Genomic DNA, 17,925 nt, shown 5'->3' with positions numbered 1-17,925 from the left:
AGCGGCGGTCGACGCGTTCCGGCGCACACCCCCAATCAGTGGGGGGTGAGGTCTGACCCGGGTCCGCGAAGTGCGGTCCTGTGCAAGGGCCAGTAATAGGGGAGTTAGGCATGGCTCAGGGCACCGTCAAGTGGTTCAACGCGGAGAAGGGGTACGGCTTCATCGCGGTCGACGGTGGTGCGGATGTTTTCGTCCACTACAGCGCGATCCAGATGGACGGGTACCGCACCCTTGAAGAAGGTCAGCGAGTCGAATTCGAGATCTCGCAGGGCCAGAAGGGTCCGCAGGCGGACATGGTCAAGCTCGCCGTCTAGCTCGGCGCGATCGACCACCGAAGCAAGTATCACGAGGGGCCCGTATCCCGTCAGGGGTACGGGCCCCTCGTGCGCGCGGGGTACGCGCGCCGCGCGCCGGGGACTGTCCGGGATCCTCAAGAGGCGCTTGCACTCGACGGGGGCGAGTGCTAATCATTGGGCTTAGCACTCTCCGAGTGAGAGTGACAGAACTTGGATCGGGTCGGTGAGGCCCGCAGGCCGGGTGGGGCAAGGAACCACAAGGGCTGCAGGCCGTCCGTCGCGGGCGCAGGCGCGATCCGTTTGCTTGCATTTCCACCCCGTCCGGGAGGACCACTTCACATGGCCAAGATCATCGCGTTCGACGAGGAGGCACGGCGCGGCCTCGAGCGCGGCATGAACCAGCTCGCCGACGCCGTCAAGGTGACCCTGGGCCCCAAGGGTCGCAACGTCGTCCTCGAGAAGAAGTGGGGCGCCCCCACGATCACCAACGATGGTGTCTCCATCGCCAAGGAGATCGAGCTCGAGGACCCGTACGAGAAGATCGGCGCCGAGCTGGTCAAGGAGGTCGCGAAGAAGACGGACGACGTCGCCGGTGACGGCACGACGACCGCGACCGTCCTGGCCCAGGCCCTGGTGCGCGAGGGTCTGCGCAACGTGGCCGCCGGTGCCAACCCGATGGCCCTCAAGCGCGGCATCGAGAAGGCCGTCGAGGCCGTCTCCGGCGCCCTGCTCGAGCAGGCCAAGGACGTGGAGACCAAGGAGCAGATCGCTTCGACCGCCTCCATCTCCGCCGCCGACACCCAGATCGGCGAGCTCATCGCCGAGGCGATGGACAAGGTCGGCAAGGAAGGCGTCATCACCGTCGAGGAGTCGCAGACCTTCGGTCTGGAGCTCGAGCTCACCGAGGGCATGCGCTTCGACAAGGGCTACATCTCGGCGTACTTCGCCACCGACATGGAGCGTATGGAGGCGTCGCTCGACGACCCGTACATCCTGATCGTCAACTCGAAGATCTCGAACGTGAAGGACCTCCTTCCGCTCCTCGAGAAGGTCATGCAGTCCGGCAAGCCGCTGCTGATCATCGCCGAGGACGTCGAGGGCGAGGCCCTGTCGACCCTGGTCGTCAACAAGATCCGTGGCACCTTCAAGTCCGTCGCCGTCAAGGCCCCGGGCTTCGGTGACCGCCGCAAGGCCATGCTCGGCGACATCGCCATCCTCACCGGTGGCACCGTCATCTCCGAGGAGGTCGGCCTCAAGCTGGAGAACGCCGGTCTCGACCTGCTCGGCCGCGCCCGCAAGGTCGTCATCACCAAGGACGAGACGACGATCGTCGACGGCTCCGGTGAGAGCGACCAGGTCCAGGGTCGCGTCAACCAGATCCGCGCCGAGATCGAGAACAGCGACTCGGACTACGACCGCGAGAAGCTCCAGGAGCGCCTGGCGAAGCTCGCGGGCGGCGTGGCCGTCATCAAGGCCGGTGCCGCGACCGAGGTCGAGCTCAAGGAGCGCAAGCACCGCATCGAGGACGCCGTCCGCAACGCGAAGGCGGCCGTCGAAGAGGGCATCGTCGCCGGCGGTGGCGTGGCCCTGCTGCAGGCCGCCTCGGTCTTCGAGAAGCTCGACCTGCAGGGTGACGAGGCGACCGGCGCCAACGCCGTGAAGCTCGCCCTGGAGGCCCCGCTCAAGCAGATCGCCGTCAACGGTGGTCTCGAGGGTGGCGTCGTCGTCGAGAAGGTGCGCAACCTGACCGTCGGCCACGGCCTGAACGCCGCGACCGGTGAGTACGTCGACATGATCGCCGAGGGCATCCTCGACCCGGCGAAGGTGACGCGCTCTGCCCTGCAGAACGCCGCCTCCATCGCCGCGCTGTTCCTCACCACCGAGGCCGTCATCGCCGACAAGCCGGAGAAGGCGGGCGCTGCCCCGGCCGGCGGCGGCATGCCGGGCGGTGACATGGACTTCTGAGCCGCTTCGGCTCGGCAGGCCAGTCTTCACGTACCGAGGGCGGCACTCCTTCTCACGAAGGGGTGCCGCCCTCGGGCGTTGTGGGCGTTTCCGGTAGCCGTCCGCGACTACGGCAGGCGGTCCAGGATCCAGCTGCAGAGCTCCTCGGTCACCAGGGTGTGGCCCTCGTTGCGGGAGGCGCAGAGGAACTCGTCCAGTTCGCTCTCCTCCTCGGCGGCGGCCGTCACCGGCGCGTACAGCTTCTCGTGGGTGTCGATGTCGCGCAGCGCGATCGCGCTGACCGTCGGCACGAAGCAGTGTTCGCGGATGTCGGCCGCGGAGCCGAGTCCGATGATCGCCGGGATCTTCTCCAACTCGTCGGCGAGGATGCCGAAGCCCTCCAGGGTGCCGCCGGGCGCGCCGTCCGTCTCCGGCAGGCCGGAGGTGTGGATACGGGGCTTGCGCAAGGTCACCACGCGCAACTGCGCGACGAGTTGGTTCTCGCCGGCGGACTGGGTGTGCAGATGGGTGCCGGTGATGGCCAGGCCCTTGCCGTGGAAGGCCTGCTCGCCGCCGCGGATGCCGTTGCCCTCGCCGGTGCGGACGCCGTTGGCGACGCCGATCTTGCGGGGCCGCGCGGGCCAGCCGCCGACCCGTTCCAACTCGGCGAGGAACTCCACGCGTTCCTTGTCGGTCTCCGGGGTGTCGTCCCACTCGGCGATGTGCTGCGACAGCAGCTGACGGGCGGCCGGGCTGTTCATCTGGTTCGAGAACGCCGCGTTGAGGCGCCGGATGTAGTGCGCGAACGACTGCAGGGCGACGGGGATCCACGCGCCGCGGTGCGGGCTGTCGTAGGAGAAGTAGAGCGCCGTCTGGTGGTCGATGCCCTCCTGTTCCATCCTGGCGAGGGCGTACCGCGTGACGAGCCCGCCCATGCTGAACCCGCCGACCGTCAGCGGACGGTCACCCCGGCGCCGCGCGATCGCCTCCAGGATCGCGGCGCGGGCGACCTGCGCGTTGTCCAGGATGGAGGCGCTGCGCTCGTCGAAGCCGAGGAGCACGACGTCGTGGCCGCGGCGGCGCAGGGCGCTGATGAACGGGTACGGGCCGCGCTCCAGGATCTCCCAGGAGAAGTCCAGCTCACTGGGCCCGGTGTTGAATCCGTCGCCGATGATCACGGGCCGGGTCAGCCCCTGCGCCGAGTTGGCGAGGTACACCCAGGCCCTGCCGTTCGGCAGGGCCCACTCCTCGTCCGGCTCCGGCGCCTCGGCCGGCTGCTCCCTGGCGTCCCTGGACCCGGGGGCCAGGATGACGCGGGCGGCGGCCCCGAAGGCCTCGGAGATCTGCGGGTCGGCGGGCTCGTGCGGTTCGTTCGACGCGTTGGGGTCGCTGGGCTTGGTCATGGATCCCCTCCGGTGGTGCGGCTTCGATGCGGTACGCGAGGCGTTCGTTCCGGTCACGTTCGGTGCCATCTTTGATACGTCCGGTAGTCGCCGGATAGGGGAAGCGCCCGGATGCGGGCCGGGGCAGGACCCTTTCGGACAGGGCGGGTTCGGGCCGGTTACGGCTGGGGCGCGAGGGGCGGGGCGCGGTGGCCTGCGGCGTACGGGGGGACTGGACGCGGTCCCCTCGCGGGGCGACGGCGCGTCGGCCAAGTCGGTGGGGGACGGGGGGTGGCGGGGGGCCGGGAACCGTCACCAAGTCTGTCGCGAAGGCGACCGGGGGCGGGGCTGGTTCCGGAGGTCCCGCTTCGCTGGGCCGGTGCCTTTGCCGGTTGGCGGGGCCGCCCCGGCCAATGGTGGGCCGGAACTACGGTGGGGCTCCGCCCGGAGGTCGCGCTTCGGTGGACCGGAGACGTTGAAGGTCACCGGGGCCGCCCGGGGTTTTGCGGAGTGTGGCGGCTCCGGGCCGCGAGTAAAGGGCGCCCTACGGGCGTCGGCTCCGCCGATTCCGCTCCGCTCCACCCTTGACTCCCGCCCCTCCACCGCGACGTGACCTCCGACCCGGACGGCCAGGGGTGAGGCGGCGGACCTCGCTGCTCGGGTCATCACGTTTCGCTGCCGGGTGCGGCCCGGCTCATCGTGCGCCGACGCCCTCGTGCGAGCTCGGCCCACGGCCGGTGTGGTCGGGTCATCGGCTCTCGCGGCCGGGTGCGGACCGGCCCATCGTGGGCGGAGGCCACGGTGCGCGTTCGGCCAGCCCGGCGGCCTCACTACTCGGGTCATTACCTTTCATCGCCGGGTGCGGACCGGCCCAGCGTCGACAGGTGTCACCGTCAATGCGCTGCCTGGGGCAGGGGACTGCCGTCCCGGCCCCTGTCACCTACTTTGGGAAAGTTGCGAATGAATATGCCGCACGCCCCCCCTGTCACCACCCCAAGCGCCCCCGGAACTGTCCAGTCCGCCGAACGGAACGGGGCGGGTGGGCCCTCTGCGAGTCATGGGGATTGTGGGACTGGTGGGTTCTCGTGGCGCATGAGATCTGTGGGGCGGGTGAGTTCGGTGGGGCTACCGGGTTCGACGGCGGGGCAGGATCCTGCGATCGGGCACCCGCCCGGCGGCGCGCGGGGCGTGGCAGGGGGCGCGCGAGGATCTGATTCGCAACTTTCCCAAAGTAGGTCACCGAGGGGGAGGGATGGAGCGGGGACGGGCCTGACGTCAGAGGGCGGGCTTGCGCCCCCGGGGGCGCATACGGTCTGGCCAGGGGGTGCGCGGCGTATCGATTCGCAACTTTGCCGAAGTAGGTGCCAGACCACGAGAACCCACCCCGCGCCCCCGACCTCACCTCGACCGAAACGGCCAGGCACGCTGCCCCGGACTGCACCCGGCCGCGAAAGGTGATGACCAGAGCAGCGAAGTCGCGCGGCTGGTCGAGCACGCACCGAGGCGTCGGCTCACGATGGGCCGGTCCGCACCCGGCAGCGAAAGGGGATGACCCGAGCAGGGAGGCCGCCGGGGTGGCCGAGCTCGCACCGGAGCCTCCGCCCACGATGGACCGGTCCGCACCCGGCAGCGAAAGCCGATGACCCATCCCAGCGTCGCCCGCCGCCTCACCCCTGGCCGTCCGGGTCGAACGTCAACGTGCGGTGTAGGGACGGGAGTCAAGGGTGGAGCGCAGCGGAATCGGCGAAGCCGACGCGTAGCGCAGCGGAGCGCCCTTTACTGCCGGCCCGGAACCGCCACACTCCGCAAAACCCCGGGCGGCCCCGGTACGAATCCAAGGCACCGGCCCACCGAAGACACCGACTAGAGGGCCGTCACGAATGCGGCCCAGCTCATGGCGCGGAAGAGGAGGTGGGGCCCGCCCGGGTCCTTCGAGTCGCGCACAGGGACGAATTCCAGGTACCCGCCCGCGACTTCCAGGCAGTCTCCCCCGCTTCCCCTGCCGTAGGTGGACTTTCGCCAGACGGCCACTTCGACGCAATTGCCGCCGCTGGCATCGCTGTAACTGGACTTGCGCCAGGTGGCCGTGCTCAGGTCGTACTCAGGGCTGTTGCTCTTCATGTGTGTAATCCTCTGCCACTGTTTCGAGCAGGGCCAGGGATAGTTGCGGTGAGAGAGCACTCGCCCCGAGGAGAGCGTGGGCCAGGTCGTACCGGGCCACGGTGGCAGGGTCGTCCTCGAGGCGACCTGTCCCGAAACCTTCCAGGTAAGCGAGTTGCGGAGCGTCCCTGCAGGCCATCAACTTGAGTGAGCCGCCCATCGCGATGTGCCCGCCGGCCGCGAACGGGAGTACCTGAACGGTGATGCGGCGCCTCCGGCCCGGCGTCGCGATGTGCCCCAGGACTCCTGCCATGACCGAAGGGCCGCCCACAACCCGTCGAAGTACGGCCTCGTCAAGGACGGCCCACAACATGGGAGTTGTTGGATCGTCAAGTAAGTGAGCCCTGTCCAGCCGAGTGGCAACCAGGTCGTCGATCTCTTCTTCTGTCGCCGTCGGGCGGCCGTCGCGGAACATGGCTCGCGCGTATGCCTCGGTCTGAAGAAGCCCCGGAACCAGTTGGGGCGCGTACTCCCTGATGGTCGTAGCAACGGCTTCCGCTTCCGCCGCTTCCGCGAAGTGGTCCGGATACCTCGACTTGGCGAGGGCTCCGCAATTGCGGGTGAAGAAGCCTTGCGCGTCGAGGACTTCGTCGAAGTGCCGCGCGTATTCCAGATGCATTCTCCGCGTACCGGCCTCCAGCTGACCGATGAACGACCCGCTCACGAAGAGCGGTGTACCCAGAGCCTCCTGGCTCAGGCCTGCCCGTTCGCGGGCGTGGCGCAGCTCCGCGCCGAGGAGGGCGCGGGGGTTCGATGAGGGGTTCAGGTCCTTGGGACGGGTCATGGGCAATGCTCCACCATGCACAGGGGGTTGTTGGGATTCCCGCGCTGTTCAGCGTACGGAAGCTCGGACACGCTGGGTGAGGAAAGCAGAACACTCGGTGGAAAGGCGGAGCTCATGGCGCTGACGGCGCGGGAACGGGTGAGGGCGGCGGAGGAGGCCGTACGGGAGTTGAGGGCGGGCCTCGCGAGGGTGGGCGTCACGCTGCCGTCGTTGCGGATGGACCCGCTGACCGCCGCGGACGAGGGCGCGCTGCCCCTCGTGGAGCTGGGTCGCTGCAACCTCGACACGGCGCTGCGGCTGGCCGCCGTACTGGAGGGGACGCGATGAGCACCGAGGACCCGAGCGTGCCGGAGACGGGCACGTACGCCGTGGACTACCGGGACGGAAGCGTGGGGGAGGTGATGGGATGCGTGGGCGGACTCGTCCAGCTCAGGCCGATCGGCGGCGGCCGGGAGTGGGACTGCCCGCCGGCGGAGATCCGCGACGCGCCCCCGGGAGAGGTGCTCCGCGAACGGGTGCGTGAGCTGAACCGCCAGGTGCAGGCCAGGCCACGATGACCGCGCCGCCGCCGCGCGGTACGTCCCGACACCGGGCCCGGCTCAGGCCGTGTCGGTCGTGGTGGAAGCCTGGTCGAGGGCCGTGCGGAGGTGGCCGGACGACGTCCTCAGGAGCGTCGCCGCCGTCGCGGCGTCCACCTTGCCGAGGAGCGTGAGGATCGCGTTCTTCACCTCGCCGTCGGTCGCGGCGAGGGCCGCCTCGATCTCCTCGTCGGACGCGCCCGTGGCGAGCGCGACGATGCGGCGCGAACGGGCCCGCAGCTTCTCGTTGGAGGCGCGCACGTCCACCATCAGGTTCCCGTACGTCTTGCCGAGCCGGATCATCGTGATGGTCGACAGCATGTTGAGGACGAGTTTCTGTGCCGTGCCCGCCTTCAACCGCGTGGAGCCGGTGAGGAGTTCGGGGCCGACGACGACCTCGATGCCGTGGTCGGCGGCGGCCGCGAGCGCGCTGTCCGCGTTGCAGGAGAGGCCGATGGTGAGGGCGCCGCGGCGCTCGCGGGCGTGCTCGACGGCGCCGATCGCGTACGGGGTGCGGCCCGACGCCGAGACGCCGACGACGACGTCGTCCGCGGTGAGGCGCAGGGCGTCCAGGTCCGCGGCGGCGAGCTCCTTGCTGTCCTCCGCGCCCTCGACCGCCGTCACCATCGCGGTGGGGCCGCCCGCGATGAGGCCGACGACCTCACCGGGGTCGGTGTTGAACGTCGGCGGGCACTCGGAGGCGTCGAGCACACCGAGCCGCCCCGCGGTGCCCGCGCCCGCGTAGACCAGCCGGCCGCCGCGGGCCATCCGCTCGGCGGTGCCGTCGATCGCCGCGGCGATCCGGGGCAGCTGCTCGGCGACGGCGGCCGGGACGGTGGCGTCCTCGCCGTTCATGATCCGGGCGATCTCCAGGGTGGGCAGCCGGTCGATCTCGGAGAGCTCCGGCCGGAACGCCTCGGTGGTGAGGGTGGCCAGCTGGGCGCGGAGCTCCCCGTAGGGGTCGCCAGGGTGGGAGGGGGTGGCGCCGGTGGTGGAGGTCATGACGTCTGCGGCTCTTTCGTGTCCGGTACGTACGGGTGGCGTGGCATGGCGTGGTCGGGGAGGTGCGGGCCGTGCTCAGCGGGGGTTGGCGCCGCGCGGACTGTGCCGGTGCGCCAGCGCCTCGTAGGACGCGGCGAGCGCGGGCGCCGCCGTCTCGTACGTCCGCTGCGCCACGCCCACGAACAGACAGTCCACGACGAGGAGTTGACTCGTACGGGACGACATCGCGGCCGGCCGCAGCTCGCTCTCGCGGGCCGTGGAGGTGGTCAGTATGTGATCGGCGTACTGGGAGACCGCGCCGTCCGGACGCCCGGTGATCGCGATCGTCGTCGCCCCGTGCTCGAAGGCGACCCGCAGCGGCTCGATCACGTCGCCCGTCGAACCGGAGTGGGTGATCGCGATGGCGACGTCCTTGGCGCGCAGCGTCACCGCGGTGGTGACGGCCAGGTGCGGGTCGGAGTGCGCGTGCGCGATGTGCCCGATGCGCAGCAGCTTCTGGGCGAGGTCCTGGGCGACGAGCCCCGAGGCGGCGACGCCGTAGATCTCCACGCGCCCGGCGCCGGCGAGCGCGGTGACGGCGGCGCCGAGCTGCACGGTGTCGAGCGCGGCGGCGGTGTCGGCGAGGGTCTGCTGCTCGTCGTAGGCGAGCTTGGCCACGACGTCCGCGATCGGGTCGTCGACGGCGATGTCCGCGGTCACGGCCGGCGCCCGCCCGGACTGCTGCTGGGCGGCGAGGCCGGCGAGGGCGAGGCGGAGGTCCCGGTAGCCGGGGTAGCCGAGGAGGCGGGCGGTGCGCACGACCGTCGCCTCGCTGGTGCCGGTGAGCTCGGCGAGGCCGGTGACCGTGAGGGCGGCGCATCCCGCGGGGTCGCCGGCGACGGCCTCGGCGACGCGCTGCATGGAGCGGGTCATCGACGGCGCCAGGGTCCGCACCTTGGCCGCGAGGGCGGCGGGGGCGGGGTGCGCGGCTCCCGCGAAAATTTCCTTCACATCATGGGTCACGCCTGAAAGATATTTTCGGGTACGGGGGCGGTCAAGAGTGCGGGGACGGTCAAGGGTGCGAGGGCGGTCAAGAGTGCGGGGGCGGTCGAGGGGTGACAATGGCTGCATGGACACGATCGACCCCCTGGAGCAGGCGTTGCACGCCGCCCGCGCACTCGTCCTCGCCGACCTCGTGGCCCGCGAGGTCGCCGAGCCGGAGGTCGTCTCGATGGTCGAGGAGTCGGTGGCGCACCGCCGCTGGTGGGTCGAGCAGTGGCCGGAGGGCATCGCGTACGTCGCCGGACTCGTCGCCCAGGACGTCCAGGACGCGCTCCTGGAACGGTACGGGCGGTGGCCGCTGTGCCCCGTCTGCGGCACGGGCGACCCGCACGCGCTGGACGTGGAGCCGGAGCTGGGGCCCGATCCGCACTGGGTCTGCGGCAAGGCGGGCGTCGTGGTGGCACCGGTGGGCGGGCTCACGCCGTGACGGTCTACATCGACCCCCCGACCTGGCCGGGGCACGGCCGGATGTGGTCGCACCTGGTCAGCGACGCCTCGTACGACGAGCTCCACGCGTTCGCGGCATCCATGGGCTGCCCGCCCCGCGCCTTCGACGGCGACCACTACGACGTGCCGTCCGAGCGGTACGGGGACGCGGTGCGGGCGGGCGCGGTGGAGATCGGCTCGAAGGAACTGGTGCGGAGGCTTACGGGGGCGGGGCTGCGGAGGCCCAAGGGGCGGTCGGCTTAGTCGCCGTCAACGTCAGTTCCAGGAAGGGCTCTTGGTGTCGTCCTCGGAACGGTTGGCGGAGGAGACGAAGGACGTGGTGACCACACGGCTCGGGGCCCTCCGGTGCAGGCGCAGGGACACCGCCACCGCGACGATCGCCGCCGCGGTCATCGCCGCTCCCGCCCACGCCGTGGCCCGGTAGCCGAAGTCGAGGTCGATCACCGTGCCGCCGAGCCAGGGGCCGCCCGTGTTGCCGAGGTTGAACGCGGCCGTCGTCGTCGCGCCCGCGAGGGTCGGGGCGGCGCCCGCGACGTTGAACATGCGGGCGTTGAGCGCGGGCGCCGTGTAGAACGCCGAGAGGCCGAGGAGGAAGCTCAGCGTGATCGCCGCCGCCGGGGTGGCCGCGAACAGGGCCAGCGCGATCAGGAAGACGGTGGACGCGGCGATGCCGCTCAGCAGGACGCCGAAGAGGTGGGCGTCCGCGACGCGCCCGCCGATCGTCGTGCCGACGAGGGCGCCGAGACCGAAGAGGCCGAGGATCGTCGGGACCCAGCCCTCGGAGAGGCCGGCCACGTCCGTGAGGAGCGGGGAGAGGTACGAGAACGCGCAGAAGACGCCGCCCGCGGCGAGGGCGGTGACGGCGACGGACAGCCAGACCTGGCGGTCCGCGTAGATCGAGACTTCCCTCTTCAGCCGGGGCCTCTCGGCGGGGAGCGGGATACGGGGGATGAGGGCGAGCACGCCGACGAGCGCGACGGCGGAGGCGGCGCCGACCGCCCAGAACGCGGAGCGCCAGCCGAGGTTCTCGCCGAGGAAGGCGCCCGCGGGGACGCCGAGCACGTTGGCGATGGAGAGACCGCCGATCATGACCGCCATGGCGCGGGCGCGCTGGTGGAACTCGACCATCGCGATGGCGACGGCGGCGCCGACGGCCCAGAAGCCGGCACAGGCGAGTGCGCTGACCACGCGGGAGGCGAACAGGATCTCGTAGGTGGGCGCGAGGGCACCGGCGACCTGGCCGAGGCCGAAGACGGTGATGAGGGTGACGAGCGTGGTGCGGCGGGGGAGGCGCAGGGTCGCCACGGCGAGGAGGGGGGCGCCGATGACCATGCCGATGGCGAAGGCGGAGATGAGGAGGCCGGCGCGGGGGATGGAGACGTTCATGTCGTCGGCGATGGGAGGGAGGAGGCCGGAGAGCATGAACTCGCTGGTGCCGAGGGCGAAGACGGCGAGGCCGAGCATGTAGACGGCTATGGGCATACGGGCGGCTGCGCCGGGCTCGGGGGTGGGGGCGGGGGCGGAATTCGGCATAACAGTGGTGAACGCCGGGGTGGCACCTGTCATTCCTGTCATTCCATGGGGCGGGGCCGTGGTGCCCGAGCTGTCGGCCCGTCCGGGTTCCGGGGGCCCCTACGCCAACCCTGCGTCGCGGGGCGAACGGGTGGGCGGGCGGGGAACATCCGCCGCGAAGCGGCGGGCCTGTTCGGCCCCGCCGGGGGAGCGAGGGAGGAACCCCCAGCCCCCGACCCCGCCCCCGCCCCCGCCCCCGCCCCCGGCGAGAATCCGCCCCGGCGCGAAGGAAGCCGTTCAGGCCCGGCGCAGCCCGTACGCGAAGTTCGTGTCGCGGTCCGGCAGCCGCTCGTACCCCGCCCGCACCGCCACCGCCTGCGACGCGGCGTTGCCCGGCTCGACGACGGCCAGGAGGGACGTCACCTCCGGGTGCGTGAGGGCCCACTGCGAGAGCGAGCGCAGCGCCCCCGAGGCGTAACCCCGCCCCCGCGCCTCCTCCACCAGGTCGTACCCGACCTCCACGCAGCCGTTCTCGTCCGGCGGCCCGTGGAAGCCCATGCCGCCCACGGCCAGCTCGTCGGCGGTGCGGACCAGGACGTACATGCCCCACTCGGGACGGTGCACCCCGGCCGCGTACGCCTTCGTCACCATCTCCGCCGCCCGGCGCGTACCGTCGAACGGGCTGCCGCCCAGCCACTCCAAGCCGCCCGTGCCCCCCGCGGCGAGGTCCGCCGCCGCGGCGGGCGTCACCTCGCGCAGGGCGACGGGGCCGGCCGGCAGCGAGGCCGCGTTGCGCCAGCGCCAGCGCGGGAGCCGGGCGCGGCCCGGCAGCGTGCCCCGGCCGGTGGCCCACAGGAGCGTGGTCCACGGCGTGCCGCCCGCGGGAGTGGGCGGGACGTGCGGGAAGAGGTGCGCGAGGACCGCCTCGCAGAGGGAGGCCGGCGGCTCCGCGTCGACGTCCAGCGCGGTGGCGATGTCGTGGGTGTGGAGCAGCGCCTCCGTCACGCCCATCGCCGCGAAGCCCGCCGCGTCGGCGCTGCCCGCGGGGTACGGGTGGAAGGCGCGCACGCCGCGCGGCGCCGTCCGGACGACCGCCGCGAGGATCCCGCCCGTCGCCTCGATCGCGCGGATCGCGCCCTCGGGAGCCGTGCCCTTGTCGAGCACGGCCTCGAAGGGGACGTACGCGTCGGTGGGGCGGCCGGTCAGCTGGCCCGCGTACGCGACGAAGTCACCGGCGATGTGCTCGGCCGTGTACAGACAGCTCCAGTCGAGCCCGCCCGCCTTGACGCCCCAGTCGCGGTCCAGCGCCGCGCGCAGCACCTTCGCCGTGTGCGCCACGGCCTCGTCGATCCGGTCCCCGCCCCTGTCCCCACCCATGAAAAGCATGCGGTGAGGGTACGGGAGCGGGGTCCGCCCGGTCGCCCGGTTTACGGGGCGAGCAGGGCCAACTCGGTCGCCAGGTTCTCGCGGGCGGGCGCCTCCCAGTGGGCGGCGCCGTACGGGGTGCGGAACAGCCGGGGCAGCGCGCTGAGTTGGCGCAGCACCTCCGCCCTGCCCTGCCGGAACGCCTCGTCCGGCACGAAGCCGTACTCCTCGCGGACGGCCGCCGCGTAGGCCGCGTACGCGTCCGGGGCCGCCGCAAGGATCGCCAGGTCGGCGTCGCACAGGGCCTCGCCGTTGCGGTCGTCGTCGGCGGGGTCGTGCGTGACGGTGAGGCGGACCAGGCGGGCGACCTCGGCGACCTGTCGCTCCGTCAGGCCGGCCTCGGTGAGGGCGCGTTCGGCGAGGCGGGCGGAGCGCTCCTCGTTCTCGGAACGGTCCGGCGCGTACACCGCGTCGTGGAACCAGGCCGCGAGCCGCACCAGTTCGACGTCGTCGGCGTGGTCCGCGAGGACGTCGAGGTGGTCGAGGACCGCCGCCAGGTGGGCGGTGGTGTGGTACTTGCGCTGCGGTTCGGACCAACGGGCCAGGAGCCGGTCCGCGTAGGGCGCGGGGTCGGGGACGCCCTCGCAGGCCCGCGAGAGGGTCGCGTGCCAGCGGGAGCGGAGCGCGGCGTGCGACGGCTCGTCGTACGGCGCCTCGTCGTGCGGCGCCTCGTCGTGCGGCTCGGTTTCATGGTCGGCCATGCGGCGACTTTAACGCGGGCGGTACGGGGCGGGAGCGCGCGTACGGGCGGACCGGATCCGCGGGCCCGGCCATTGCCCGGGGGCGGGGGCGGGGGGCCATCGCCACGCGGGGCCATTGCCCCACGCGGCCGCGCCCTGTTGGCTTCGCCCATGACCCGTGTCGACGAGCACTACGAACCCGAACGCGCCGGCCGCCTTCTCCGGACCGAGCGCGACGCCCTGATCCCGCTGCTGCGGGCCGCGCCCGACGAGGCGTACGCGATCCGTACCTGTTGTCCCGGCTGGACCGTGCGGCATGTGCTCGCGCACTGCGGCTCCGCACTGACGCGGGTGGTCGAGAGCCGCTTCGAGGAGGGGGTGTACAGCCCGGAGTCCAACGACCGCGACATCGCCGAGCGCGCCGACTGGTCCAACTCCCGTGTGGTGGACGAGTTGGAGCGCGGCATGACGGAGGCGGGCCCCGTGCTCACCGCCGCCCGGGGGCGGCTGGACGGCGTGGCGCTGGGGGAGTGGGTGCACGCCGGTGACGTACGGGAGGCGTGGGGGAAGCCGGGTGCGTACGGCGGGGACGGGCTGGTGGACGCGCTGGACCTGCTCGGACAGTTCAGCAGGTCGGCCTCCTCAGCCGCCGCGCCGCCGCTGCACGCGGACCTCGACGGCCGCGACGAGCCCCTGGTCCTCGGCACCCCCGACGGAACGCGCCCGCCGGCCCGCTACATCGGCGACGCACCGACCCTGATCCGCCTCTGCGCGGGCCGCCCCCTGACCGGCACACGCTACGAACTGGCGGGCGCCACGGAGGGTGAGCTGGTGCTCTTCGGCTGAGGCGGAGACGGTGACGGTGACGGAGGCGAAGGCTGAGACGGAGTCTATGACGCGGACGCCGAATCAGCCGCTCGCTCCACCGCTTCGAAAATGTCCGCGTCGGTCTCCTGCTGCCACTGAGGGAGCTCGGGCCAGTCGGCGACGTAAGCGGGCTTGGGGTCGCCGAAGTGCAGGTACATCTGCGCTGTCCACGCGGTGGCGACGAACCGGCTCTTCTGCTCACGCGACAGTCGCGTGGCATGGCCTTCGGACAGGACGAGGAGCTGGGCGACCTGGTCGAAGACCGCGCCAGCCGCGGCGCGTTCCCACTCGGGGGTGTCGTCCCACGGGGTGATGTAGGAGGCCTTGGGGTCGCCGGGGAAGTGCTTGAGCACTCCGGCGATCCACGCCTCGCGGAAGACCCGCCCGCCCTCGATGTCACTCACGACGTCCACCCTTCGCTGCTAGGCCAAACGGTCAGCGCACCGATGTGGGCGTCGAGTTCGGCGACTCTGCGATCTCCGGACAGCGACGCGTAGGCGGTGCGCAGCGCGCCGAGTCTACGAGCCACGTATCCGGAGGAGGACTCGCGGGCCAGCGTGAGGGCCTGTCCGGCGTAGGTGGTGAGCTGCTCGACGTCACGGCGTCTGGCGCCGATCGCCGCGAGGTCGGTGAGGACGGCGCCACGCCTGCGCGGGGAGCGGCCCGGAGCGAGGGCGTCGAGTCGCAGGGCGGCTTGGAGGGCGTGTTCGGCCAGGTCGAGGCGCCCGAGTTGGACGTAACGGGCGCCGCGTTCCTCGGCCAGTCGTGAGCCGTCGAAACGCAGCCACCCGCCGTTGCCGATGACGCCACCTGCGGTGACCGTCTGGGCCTGATCCAGTGCGCGCTCACACAGTTCGAGTTCCCCGAGTCCGGCGTAGGCCTCGGCCTGCACGGAGGCGACCCAGTGACGCGTGGTCAGTTGCCGGTCGCCCCGGCCGGCGATGCGTTCCGCGGCGTCGAGCGTGGAGACGGCCTGGCGGAAGCGGCCTTCGTACACGTCCACGTAGGCGTGGCGCACCAGCGCGCAGGCCCACAGGTCGAAGGAGCCGGTGTCCTTGCCGGCGGACGCGGCCAGCGTGTACGCGGCGGCGGCATCCGTGTAGCGGTTCTGGTCGAAGGCCAGCTCCCCGGCCAGCTGAAACAGGTCCCCGGCCGCCGAGATCAGTGAGCGGCTGCTGCGGGGGCCCTCGGCGAGGCGGTCGGTGAGCGCGGTCATCTGGTCGTGCACCAGCGGGTAGACGGCTTGCTTTGAGCGGGCGAGTTGGTAGACCTGCCATAAGTGGGCGTTCATCGCCGCGAACGTGCCCACCCGCGGATCGATCCCGCCGTCCTCGGCGGCGGCATCATCTCCGGTCGCGGAGAGAGCGCCGGTCACCGCGACCAGGCGCAGGAACTCGCGTCGGATCATGTCGTCGGACACCCCCGCAGTGGACACGCCGTCCGGCGTGATCGTGGTGATCGTGGCTGTCGTGCGAGGGGCCGAGGCGGGTGAGGGGTCGATCAGACGGTCCAGCTCGTGCGGCGTCACACGCAGCAGACGTGCCAGCTCGGGGCGTTGGCATGGCTGGGGTGTCACCCTGCCGCTTTCCCATCGGCCGACCGTGCGCCGGTCCACACCCAGGAGTTCGGCCAGCCGTTCCTGACTGTAACCGGCGCGTCTGCGCCGCTCGCCCAGTGTCATCCGCCGTGCTCCCGCCATCCGACACGCCCGCTCGTTCCTGTGTACCGGCAACGAGTGACGGTGTCCCAAGGGTGTCCCCACAGTGCCCCACAAACGCCGTGGTCCGCGCCGACTCGGCGCGATTTGCTGGGTGCCACGCGATGTCGACGGAGTTCCAATCCGAGGACGAGGACCAGCGGTGACCATGACGACACAGCACCCGCAGCACCAGGATGCCGACCCCCTGGATCTGGCGCTGGTGGACAACGCCGTCCACCGCGCCGAGGGCCTGGCCGTCGCCGATCCCAGCGGCGGGCTCGCGGACGATGTCGCCGCTGAGCTGTCCGGCTACCTCGCCCCGCTGATCACGTACGCCGAAACGCATTTGGTGGCCAAGAGCGGCGTCACCCCTGCCGCGCAGCGCTCGCGTGACGTGCTCGCCGACTCCATCCGCCACGCCAGATCCGTGTACGAGGACCAGGCGGCCGGCGCGTTCACCAATCCCACCGCCCGCCTGTACCTCCTCGCCGGGGCGTGCCGCCTGCTGAAGAACACGATGGTGGCGCCGTGGTGAACCGCTCGCAGCCACCCTCCGGCCCTCTGAGCGGCGGCCCGGCACGGGCCCATCTGCAACCACGTCTACACCCAAGGAGAGTCGATGACCATCACCGAGCGCGAGCTGAAGACCGGCCGCGCGACGGCGGGGGAAGAGCTGTTCGACAGCCTCGCCCAGTTCCTCGTCGTCCAGGAGCACGTCGAGCGCCGGCGCGCGGAGCTGATCGCTGACCAGGCCGTGGCGTTCGTCGTCACCGCCGCCACCGCGAGCGTGCCGATGATGCCATCCGACGAAGTGGACCTGGGGCTGCACGCCCTGATCCTGCACACCCGGGCGTATGCCGGGATCTGCCAGGAGTACGCGGGGCGCTTCCTGCACCACAACCCGGCGCCGGGAGGCGGCGGCCGTGACCCGGAGATCGTGGCCGGATCCGTGCGCGCGATGAAGAAGGCAGGATTCCGCGTCTTCGACGAGCTGTGGACGGTCAACGGCCAGAATCTCGCACAGTGCGATTCCGACTGCGGCCGCCCCTACGGCCAAGCCTGACGCTGGGAGCCCTCGTGCCCGAACTTCCACCCACGTTGGCCCCCCAACTCGGCATCGGCGACGCGTCGCTGGCGCTGGACCGGCGCGGCTCGATGATCTGGGACGTCCACGTCGGCCCGCGCCGGTACGCGCTGAAGCTCGGCTATCCCATCGCCGAGACCGAGCACTGGCCCGCCCAGCCGTGGACCGCGCTCGCCCCCGCACGGGAAGCCGCCGTCCTCGACCAGCTCGGCCGCCCCGCACCCTCGGGCGAGTGGGAGCGGGGCACGTGGAACATGCAGCCCTGGCACGAGGGCCCCGACCTCCAGCGCGCTTGGAAAGACGTACGGGAGCAGGGCGACCTGCCCGGCCTGACGGTGGCCCTGCACTGCGCCCGCGCGCTCGCCGAGCTGCACGCGCAAGGGTGGGCGCACGGCGACGTCCAGCCCGCTCACCTGATCCTCGACGACCGCGCCGTCCATCTGATCGATCTAGCCCTGGCCCACGGCAAGCCCGTCCCCGGGGACGTCGACTTCCCCTTCCGGGGCTGTCTCGTCCACTACGAAGCACCGGAGATCTCCGCGCACATCCTCGACCACGGATGGGCCACGCCTACTCAGGCCGGCGACGTGTACGCGCTGGGTGCGAGTCTGCTGATGGCCGCCACCGGCCGCCGCGCCGTCATCTACCCCGATCACGCCGACCGGCCCGAACAGCGCGCCGCGATCGTCGAGGGCAACCGCCGCCCAGTGAACGTCAAGGGCCCACTGAGGCTGCTCATCGAGCAGATGCTCCGCCGAGCCCCTGAGCGGCGTCCCGTCATCGCGCACGTCGTCCGCACGCTTCAGACGCTGACGCCGTTCAGGTCCAGCGTGTAGCCGCGGTCGGCGATCTGCAGGCCGCCGGGGGGCGTCGCGGCGTGGTTCGTGTCGTCGTGTTCTCCGTGTCGCACGGCCGGCGGTTCGTTCGTGACGCGGTCGATGCTCTGGCCCACGCCATACGCGGTACCGAAGGTCGCGGCGACGGCCGTGGCGAACGCGGTGATCTTGAGTGCGGTGTTCATTGC

21 protein-coding genes are annotated in these 17,925 nt (G+C 71.7%); 10 read left to right on the top strand and 11 right to left on the bottom strand.

Features of this window, described 5'->3' with window-relative positions; genetic code table 11:
* Nucleotides 1-110 precede the first annotated feature (110 nt).
* Together ACZ6CV_RS18815 and groL are read left to right on the top strand one after the other, a co-directional pair.
* Complete coding sequence (locus ACZ6CV_RS18815) at nt 111-314, top strand: cold-shock protein (protein WP_005315736.1); 204 nt, start codon at nt 111-113, stop codon at nt 312-314.
* Between the two features lie 321 nt (nt 315-635).
* On the top strand, nt 636-2,261 hold the full coding sequence (gene groL / locus ACZ6CV_RS18810) for a chaperonin GroEL (RefSeq protein WP_355807995.1): 1,626 nt from the start codon (nt 636-638) through the stop codon (nt 2,259-2,261).
* A 107-nt stretch (nt 2,262-2,368) separates the two neighbouring features.
* Here the strand turns inward: groL and ACZ6CV_RS18805 are convergent, their stop codons facing one another.
* From ACZ6CV_RS18805 to ACZ6CV_RS18795, 3 genes are all read right to left on the bottom strand, one after another.
* A complete protein-coding gene (locus tag ACZ6CV_RS18805) occupies nt 2,369-3,643 on the bottom strand; it encodes an esterase/lipase family protein (protein WP_469251878.1) in 1,275 nt (424 codons plus the stop codon).
* Nucleotides 3,644-5,485: 1,842 nt separating this feature from the next.
* Nucleotides 5,486-5,743, bottom strand: coding sequence for a DUF397 domain-containing protein (locus ACZ6CV_RS18800; protein ID WP_469251877.1), 258 nt, complete (start codon nt 5,741-5,743; stop codon nt 5,486-5,488).
* Nucleotides 5,724-6,566, bottom strand: coding sequence for a helix-turn-helix domain-containing protein (locus ACZ6CV_RS18795; RefSeq protein ID WP_469251876.1), 843 nt, complete (start codon nt 6,564-6,566; stop codon nt 5,724-5,726). The genes ACZ6CV_RS18800 and ACZ6CV_RS18795 overlap by 20 nt, the downstream gene beginning before the upstream one ends.
* Nucleotides 6,567-6,680: 114 nt before the next feature.
* Between ACZ6CV_RS18795 and ACZ6CV_RS18790 the strand changes: the two genes are divergently transcribed.
* A complete protein-coding gene (locus ACZ6CV_RS18790; protein ID WP_469251875.1) occupies nt 6,681-6,893 on the top strand; it encodes a hypothetical protein in 213 nt (70 codons plus the stop codon).
* Entirely contained in the window at nt 6,890-7,123 is a 234-nt protein-coding gene (locus tag ACZ6CV_RS18785; RefSeq protein WP_469251874.1) for a hypothetical protein, read from the top strand. The genes ACZ6CV_RS18790 and ACZ6CV_RS18785 overlap by 4 nt, the downstream gene beginning before the upstream one ends.
* A 42-nt stretch (nt 7,124-7,165) precedes the next feature.
* Here ACZ6CV_RS18785 and murQ read toward each other — a convergent pair whose 3' ends face one another.
* The gene (gene murQ / locus ACZ6CV_RS18780; RefSeq protein WP_469251873.1) at nt 7,166-8,146 is read right to left on the bottom strand and encodes an N-acetylmuramic acid 6-phosphate etherase; all 981 of its coding nucleotides are present in this window, start codon (nt 8,144-8,146) and stop codon (nt 7,166-7,168) included.
* A gap of 75 nt (nt 8,147-8,221) precedes the next feature.
* Nucleotides 8,222-9,148 carry a MurR/RpiR family transcriptional regulator gene (locus ACZ6CV_RS18775; RefSeq protein ID WP_469251872.1) on the bottom strand — a complete coding sequence of 309 codons (927 nt, stop codon included), beginning with the start codon at nt 9,146-9,148 and terminating at the stop codon, nt 8,222-8,224.
* Nucleotides 9,149-9,254: 106 nt separating this feature from the next.
* On the opposite strand from ACZ6CV_RS18775, the gene ACZ6CV_RS18770 reads away from it, so the two are divergent.
* The gene (locus ACZ6CV_RS18770) at nt 9,255-9,614 is read left to right on the top strand and encodes a hypothetical protein (protein ID WP_469251871.1); all 360 of its coding nucleotides are present in this window, start codon (nt 9,255-9,257) and stop codon (nt 9,612-9,614) included.
* A complete protein-coding gene (locus ACZ6CV_RS18765) occupies nt 9,611-9,877 on the top strand; it encodes a DUF4031 domain-containing protein (protein WP_469251870.1) in 267 nt (88 codons plus the stop codon). The genes ACZ6CV_RS18770 and ACZ6CV_RS18765 overlap by 4 nt, the downstream gene beginning before the upstream one ends.
* A gap of 12 nt (nt 9,878-9,889) precedes the next feature.
* Here ACZ6CV_RS18765 and ACZ6CV_RS18760 read toward each other — a convergent pair whose 3' ends face one another.
* The 3 genes from ACZ6CV_RS18760 to ACZ6CV_RS18750 all read right to left on the bottom strand — a co-directional run bounded on the left by ACZ6CV_RS18760 (nt 9,890) and on the right by ACZ6CV_RS18750 (nt 13,272).
* Complete coding sequence (locus tag ACZ6CV_RS18760; protein ID WP_469252023.1) at nt 9,890-11,116, bottom strand: Cmx/CmrA family chloramphenicol efflux MFS transporter; 1,227 nt, start codon at nt 11,114-11,116, stop codon at nt 9,890-9,892.
* Nucleotides 11,117-11,443: 327 nt separating this feature from the next.
* Nucleotides 11,444-12,523, bottom strand: coding sequence for a GNAT family N-acetyltransferase (locus ACZ6CV_RS18755; protein WP_469252022.1), 1,080 nt, complete (start codon nt 12,521-12,523; stop codon nt 11,444-11,446).
* A gap of 50 nt (nt 12,524-12,573) precedes the next feature.
* Nucleotides 12,574-13,272, bottom strand: a complete 699-nt coding sequence (locus tag ACZ6CV_RS18750) for an HD domain-containing protein (protein ID WP_469251869.1) — start codon at nt 13,270-13,272, stop codon at nt 12,574-12,576.
* Between the two features lie 150 nt (nt 13,273-13,422).
* Between ACZ6CV_RS18750 and ACZ6CV_RS18745 the strand changes: the two genes are divergently transcribed.
* Nucleotides 13,423-14,097 (top strand): maleylpyruvate isomerase family mycothiol-dependent enzyme, encoded by a 675-nt coding sequence (locus ACZ6CV_RS18745; protein WP_469251867.1) that lies wholly within the window; start codon nt 13,423-13,425, stop codon nt 14,095-14,097.
* A 44-nt stretch (nt 14,098-14,141) separates the two neighbouring features.
* On the opposite strand, the gene ACZ6CV_RS18740 is transcribed toward ACZ6CV_RS18745, so the two are convergent.
* Nucleotides 14,142-14,522 carry a hypothetical protein gene (locus ACZ6CV_RS18740; protein ID WP_469251866.1) on the bottom strand — a complete coding sequence of 127 codons (381 nt, stop codon included), beginning with the start codon at nt 14,520-14,522 and terminating at the stop codon, nt 14,142-14,144.
* The gene (locus tag ACZ6CV_RS18735; protein ID WP_469251865.1) at nt 14,519-15,799 is read right to left on the bottom strand and encodes a helix-turn-helix transcriptional regulator; all 1,281 of its coding nucleotides are present in this window, start codon (nt 15,797-15,799) and stop codon (nt 14,519-14,521) included. Before ACZ6CV_RS18735 ends, ACZ6CV_RS18740 begins: the two co-directional genes overlap by 4 nt.
* Nucleotides 15,800-15,983: 184 nt before the next feature.
* Between ACZ6CV_RS18735 and ACZ6CV_RS18730 the strand changes: the two genes are divergently transcribed.
* The 3 genes from ACZ6CV_RS18730 (at nt 15,984) to ACZ6CV_RS18720 (ending at nt 17,737) form a co-directional block, all read left to right on the top strand.
* Complete coding sequence (locus ACZ6CV_RS18730; RefSeq protein WP_469251864.1) at nt 15,984-16,352, top strand: hypothetical protein; 369 nt, start codon at nt 15,984-15,986, stop codon at nt 16,350-16,352.
* An 84-nt stretch (nt 16,353-16,436) separates the two neighbouring features.
* Entirely contained in the window at nt 16,437-16,880 is a 444-nt protein-coding gene (locus ACZ6CV_RS18725) for a glycine-rich domain-containing protein (RefSeq protein ID WP_469251863.1), read from the top strand.
* Between the two features lie 14 nt (nt 16,881-16,894).
* On the top strand, nt 16,895-17,737 hold the full coding sequence (locus ACZ6CV_RS18720; protein WP_469251862.1) for a protein kinase domain-containing protein: 843 nt from the start codon (nt 16,895-16,897) through the stop codon (nt 17,735-17,737).
* On the opposite strand, the gene ACZ6CV_RS18715 is transcribed toward ACZ6CV_RS18720, so the two are convergent.
* Nucleotides 17,704-17,922 (bottom strand): hypothetical protein, encoded by a 219-nt coding sequence (locus tag ACZ6CV_RS18715; RefSeq protein WP_469251861.1) that lies wholly within the window; start codon nt 17,920-17,922, stop codon nt 17,704-17,706. The genes ACZ6CV_RS18720 and ACZ6CV_RS18715 overlap by 34 nt on opposite strands.
* Between the last annotated feature and the right edge of the window lie 3 nt (nt 17,923-17,925).

Source organism: Streptomyces sp. NPDC041713 (genome assembly GCF_055591085.1).
This window is presented reverse-complemented; position numbering and strand designations above follow the sequence as displayed.

What these genes read in the sequence shown, in the direction of transcription:
- ACZ6CV_RS18805 (WP_469251878.1), bottom strand. Translation starts at nt 3,643, where the DNA reads ATGACCAAGCCCAGCGACCCCAACGCGTCGAACGAACCGCACGAGCCC.
- murQ (WP_469251873.1), bottom strand. Translation starts at nt 8,146, where the DNA reads ATGACCTCCACCACCGGCGCCACCCCCTCCCACCCTGGCGACCCCTAC.
- ACZ6CV_RS18815 (WP_005315736.1), top strand. Translation starts at nt 111, where the DNA reads ATGGCTCAGGGCACCGTCAAGTGGTTCAACGCGGAGAAGGGGTACGGC.
- ACZ6CV_RS18800 (WP_469251877.1), bottom strand. Translation starts at nt 5,743, where the DNA reads ATGAAGAGCAACAGCCCTGAGTACGACCTGAGCACGGCCACCTGGCGC.
- ACZ6CV_RS18795 (WP_469251876.1), bottom strand. Translation starts at nt 6,566, where the DNA reads ATGACCCGTCCCAAGGACCTGAACCCCTCATCGAACCCCCGCGCCCTC.
- ACZ6CV_RS18755 (WP_469252022.1), bottom strand. Translation starts at nt 12,523, where the DNA reads ATGGGTGGGGACAGGGGCGGGGACCGGATCGACGAGGCCGTGGCGCAC.
- ACZ6CV_RS18785 (WP_469251874.1), top strand. Translation starts at nt 6,890, where the DNA reads ATGAGCACCGAGGACCCGAGCGTGCCGGAGACGGGCACGTACGCCGTG.
- ACZ6CV_RS18725 (WP_469251863.1), top strand. Translation starts at nt 16,437, where the DNA reads ATGACCATCACCGAGCGCGAGCTGAAGACCGGCCGCGCGACGGCGGGG.
- ACZ6CV_RS18730 (WP_469251864.1), top strand. Translation starts at nt 15,984, where the DNA reads ATGACGACACAGCACCCGCAGCACCAGGATGCCGACCCCCTGGATCTG.
- ACZ6CV_RS18735 (WP_469251865.1), bottom strand. Translation starts at nt 15,799, where the DNA reads ATGACACTGGGCGAGCGGCGCAGACGCGCCGGTTACAGTCAGGAACGG.
- ACZ6CV_RS18770 (WP_469251871.1), top strand. Translation starts at nt 9,255, where the DNA reads ATGGACACGATCGACCCCCTGGAGCAGGCGTTGCACGCCGCCCGCGCA.
- ACZ6CV_RS18750 (WP_469251869.1), bottom strand. Translation starts at nt 13,272, where the DNA reads ATGGCCGACCATGAAACCGAGCCGCACGACGAGGCGCCGCACGACGAG.
- ACZ6CV_RS18745 (WP_469251867.1), top strand. Translation starts at nt 13,423, where the DNA reads ATGACCCGTGTCGACGAGCACTACGAACCCGAACGCGCCGGCCGCCTT.
- ACZ6CV_RS18760 (WP_469252023.1), bottom strand. Translation starts at nt 11,116, where the DNA reads ATGCCCATAGCCGTCTACATGCTCGGCCTCGCCGTCTTCGCCCTCGGC.
- ACZ6CV_RS18790 (WP_469251875.1), top strand. Translation starts at nt 6,681, where the DNA reads ATGGCGCTGACGGCGCGGGAACGGGTGAGGGCGGCGGAGGAGGCCGTA.
- ACZ6CV_RS18715 (WP_469251861.1), bottom strand. Translation starts at nt 17,922, where the DNA reads ATGAACACCGCACTCAAGATCACCGCGTTCGCCACGGCCGTCGCCGCG.
- groL (WP_355807995.1), top strand. Translation starts at nt 636, where the DNA reads ATGGCCAAGATCATCGCGTTCGACGAGGAGGCACGGCGCGGCCTCGAG.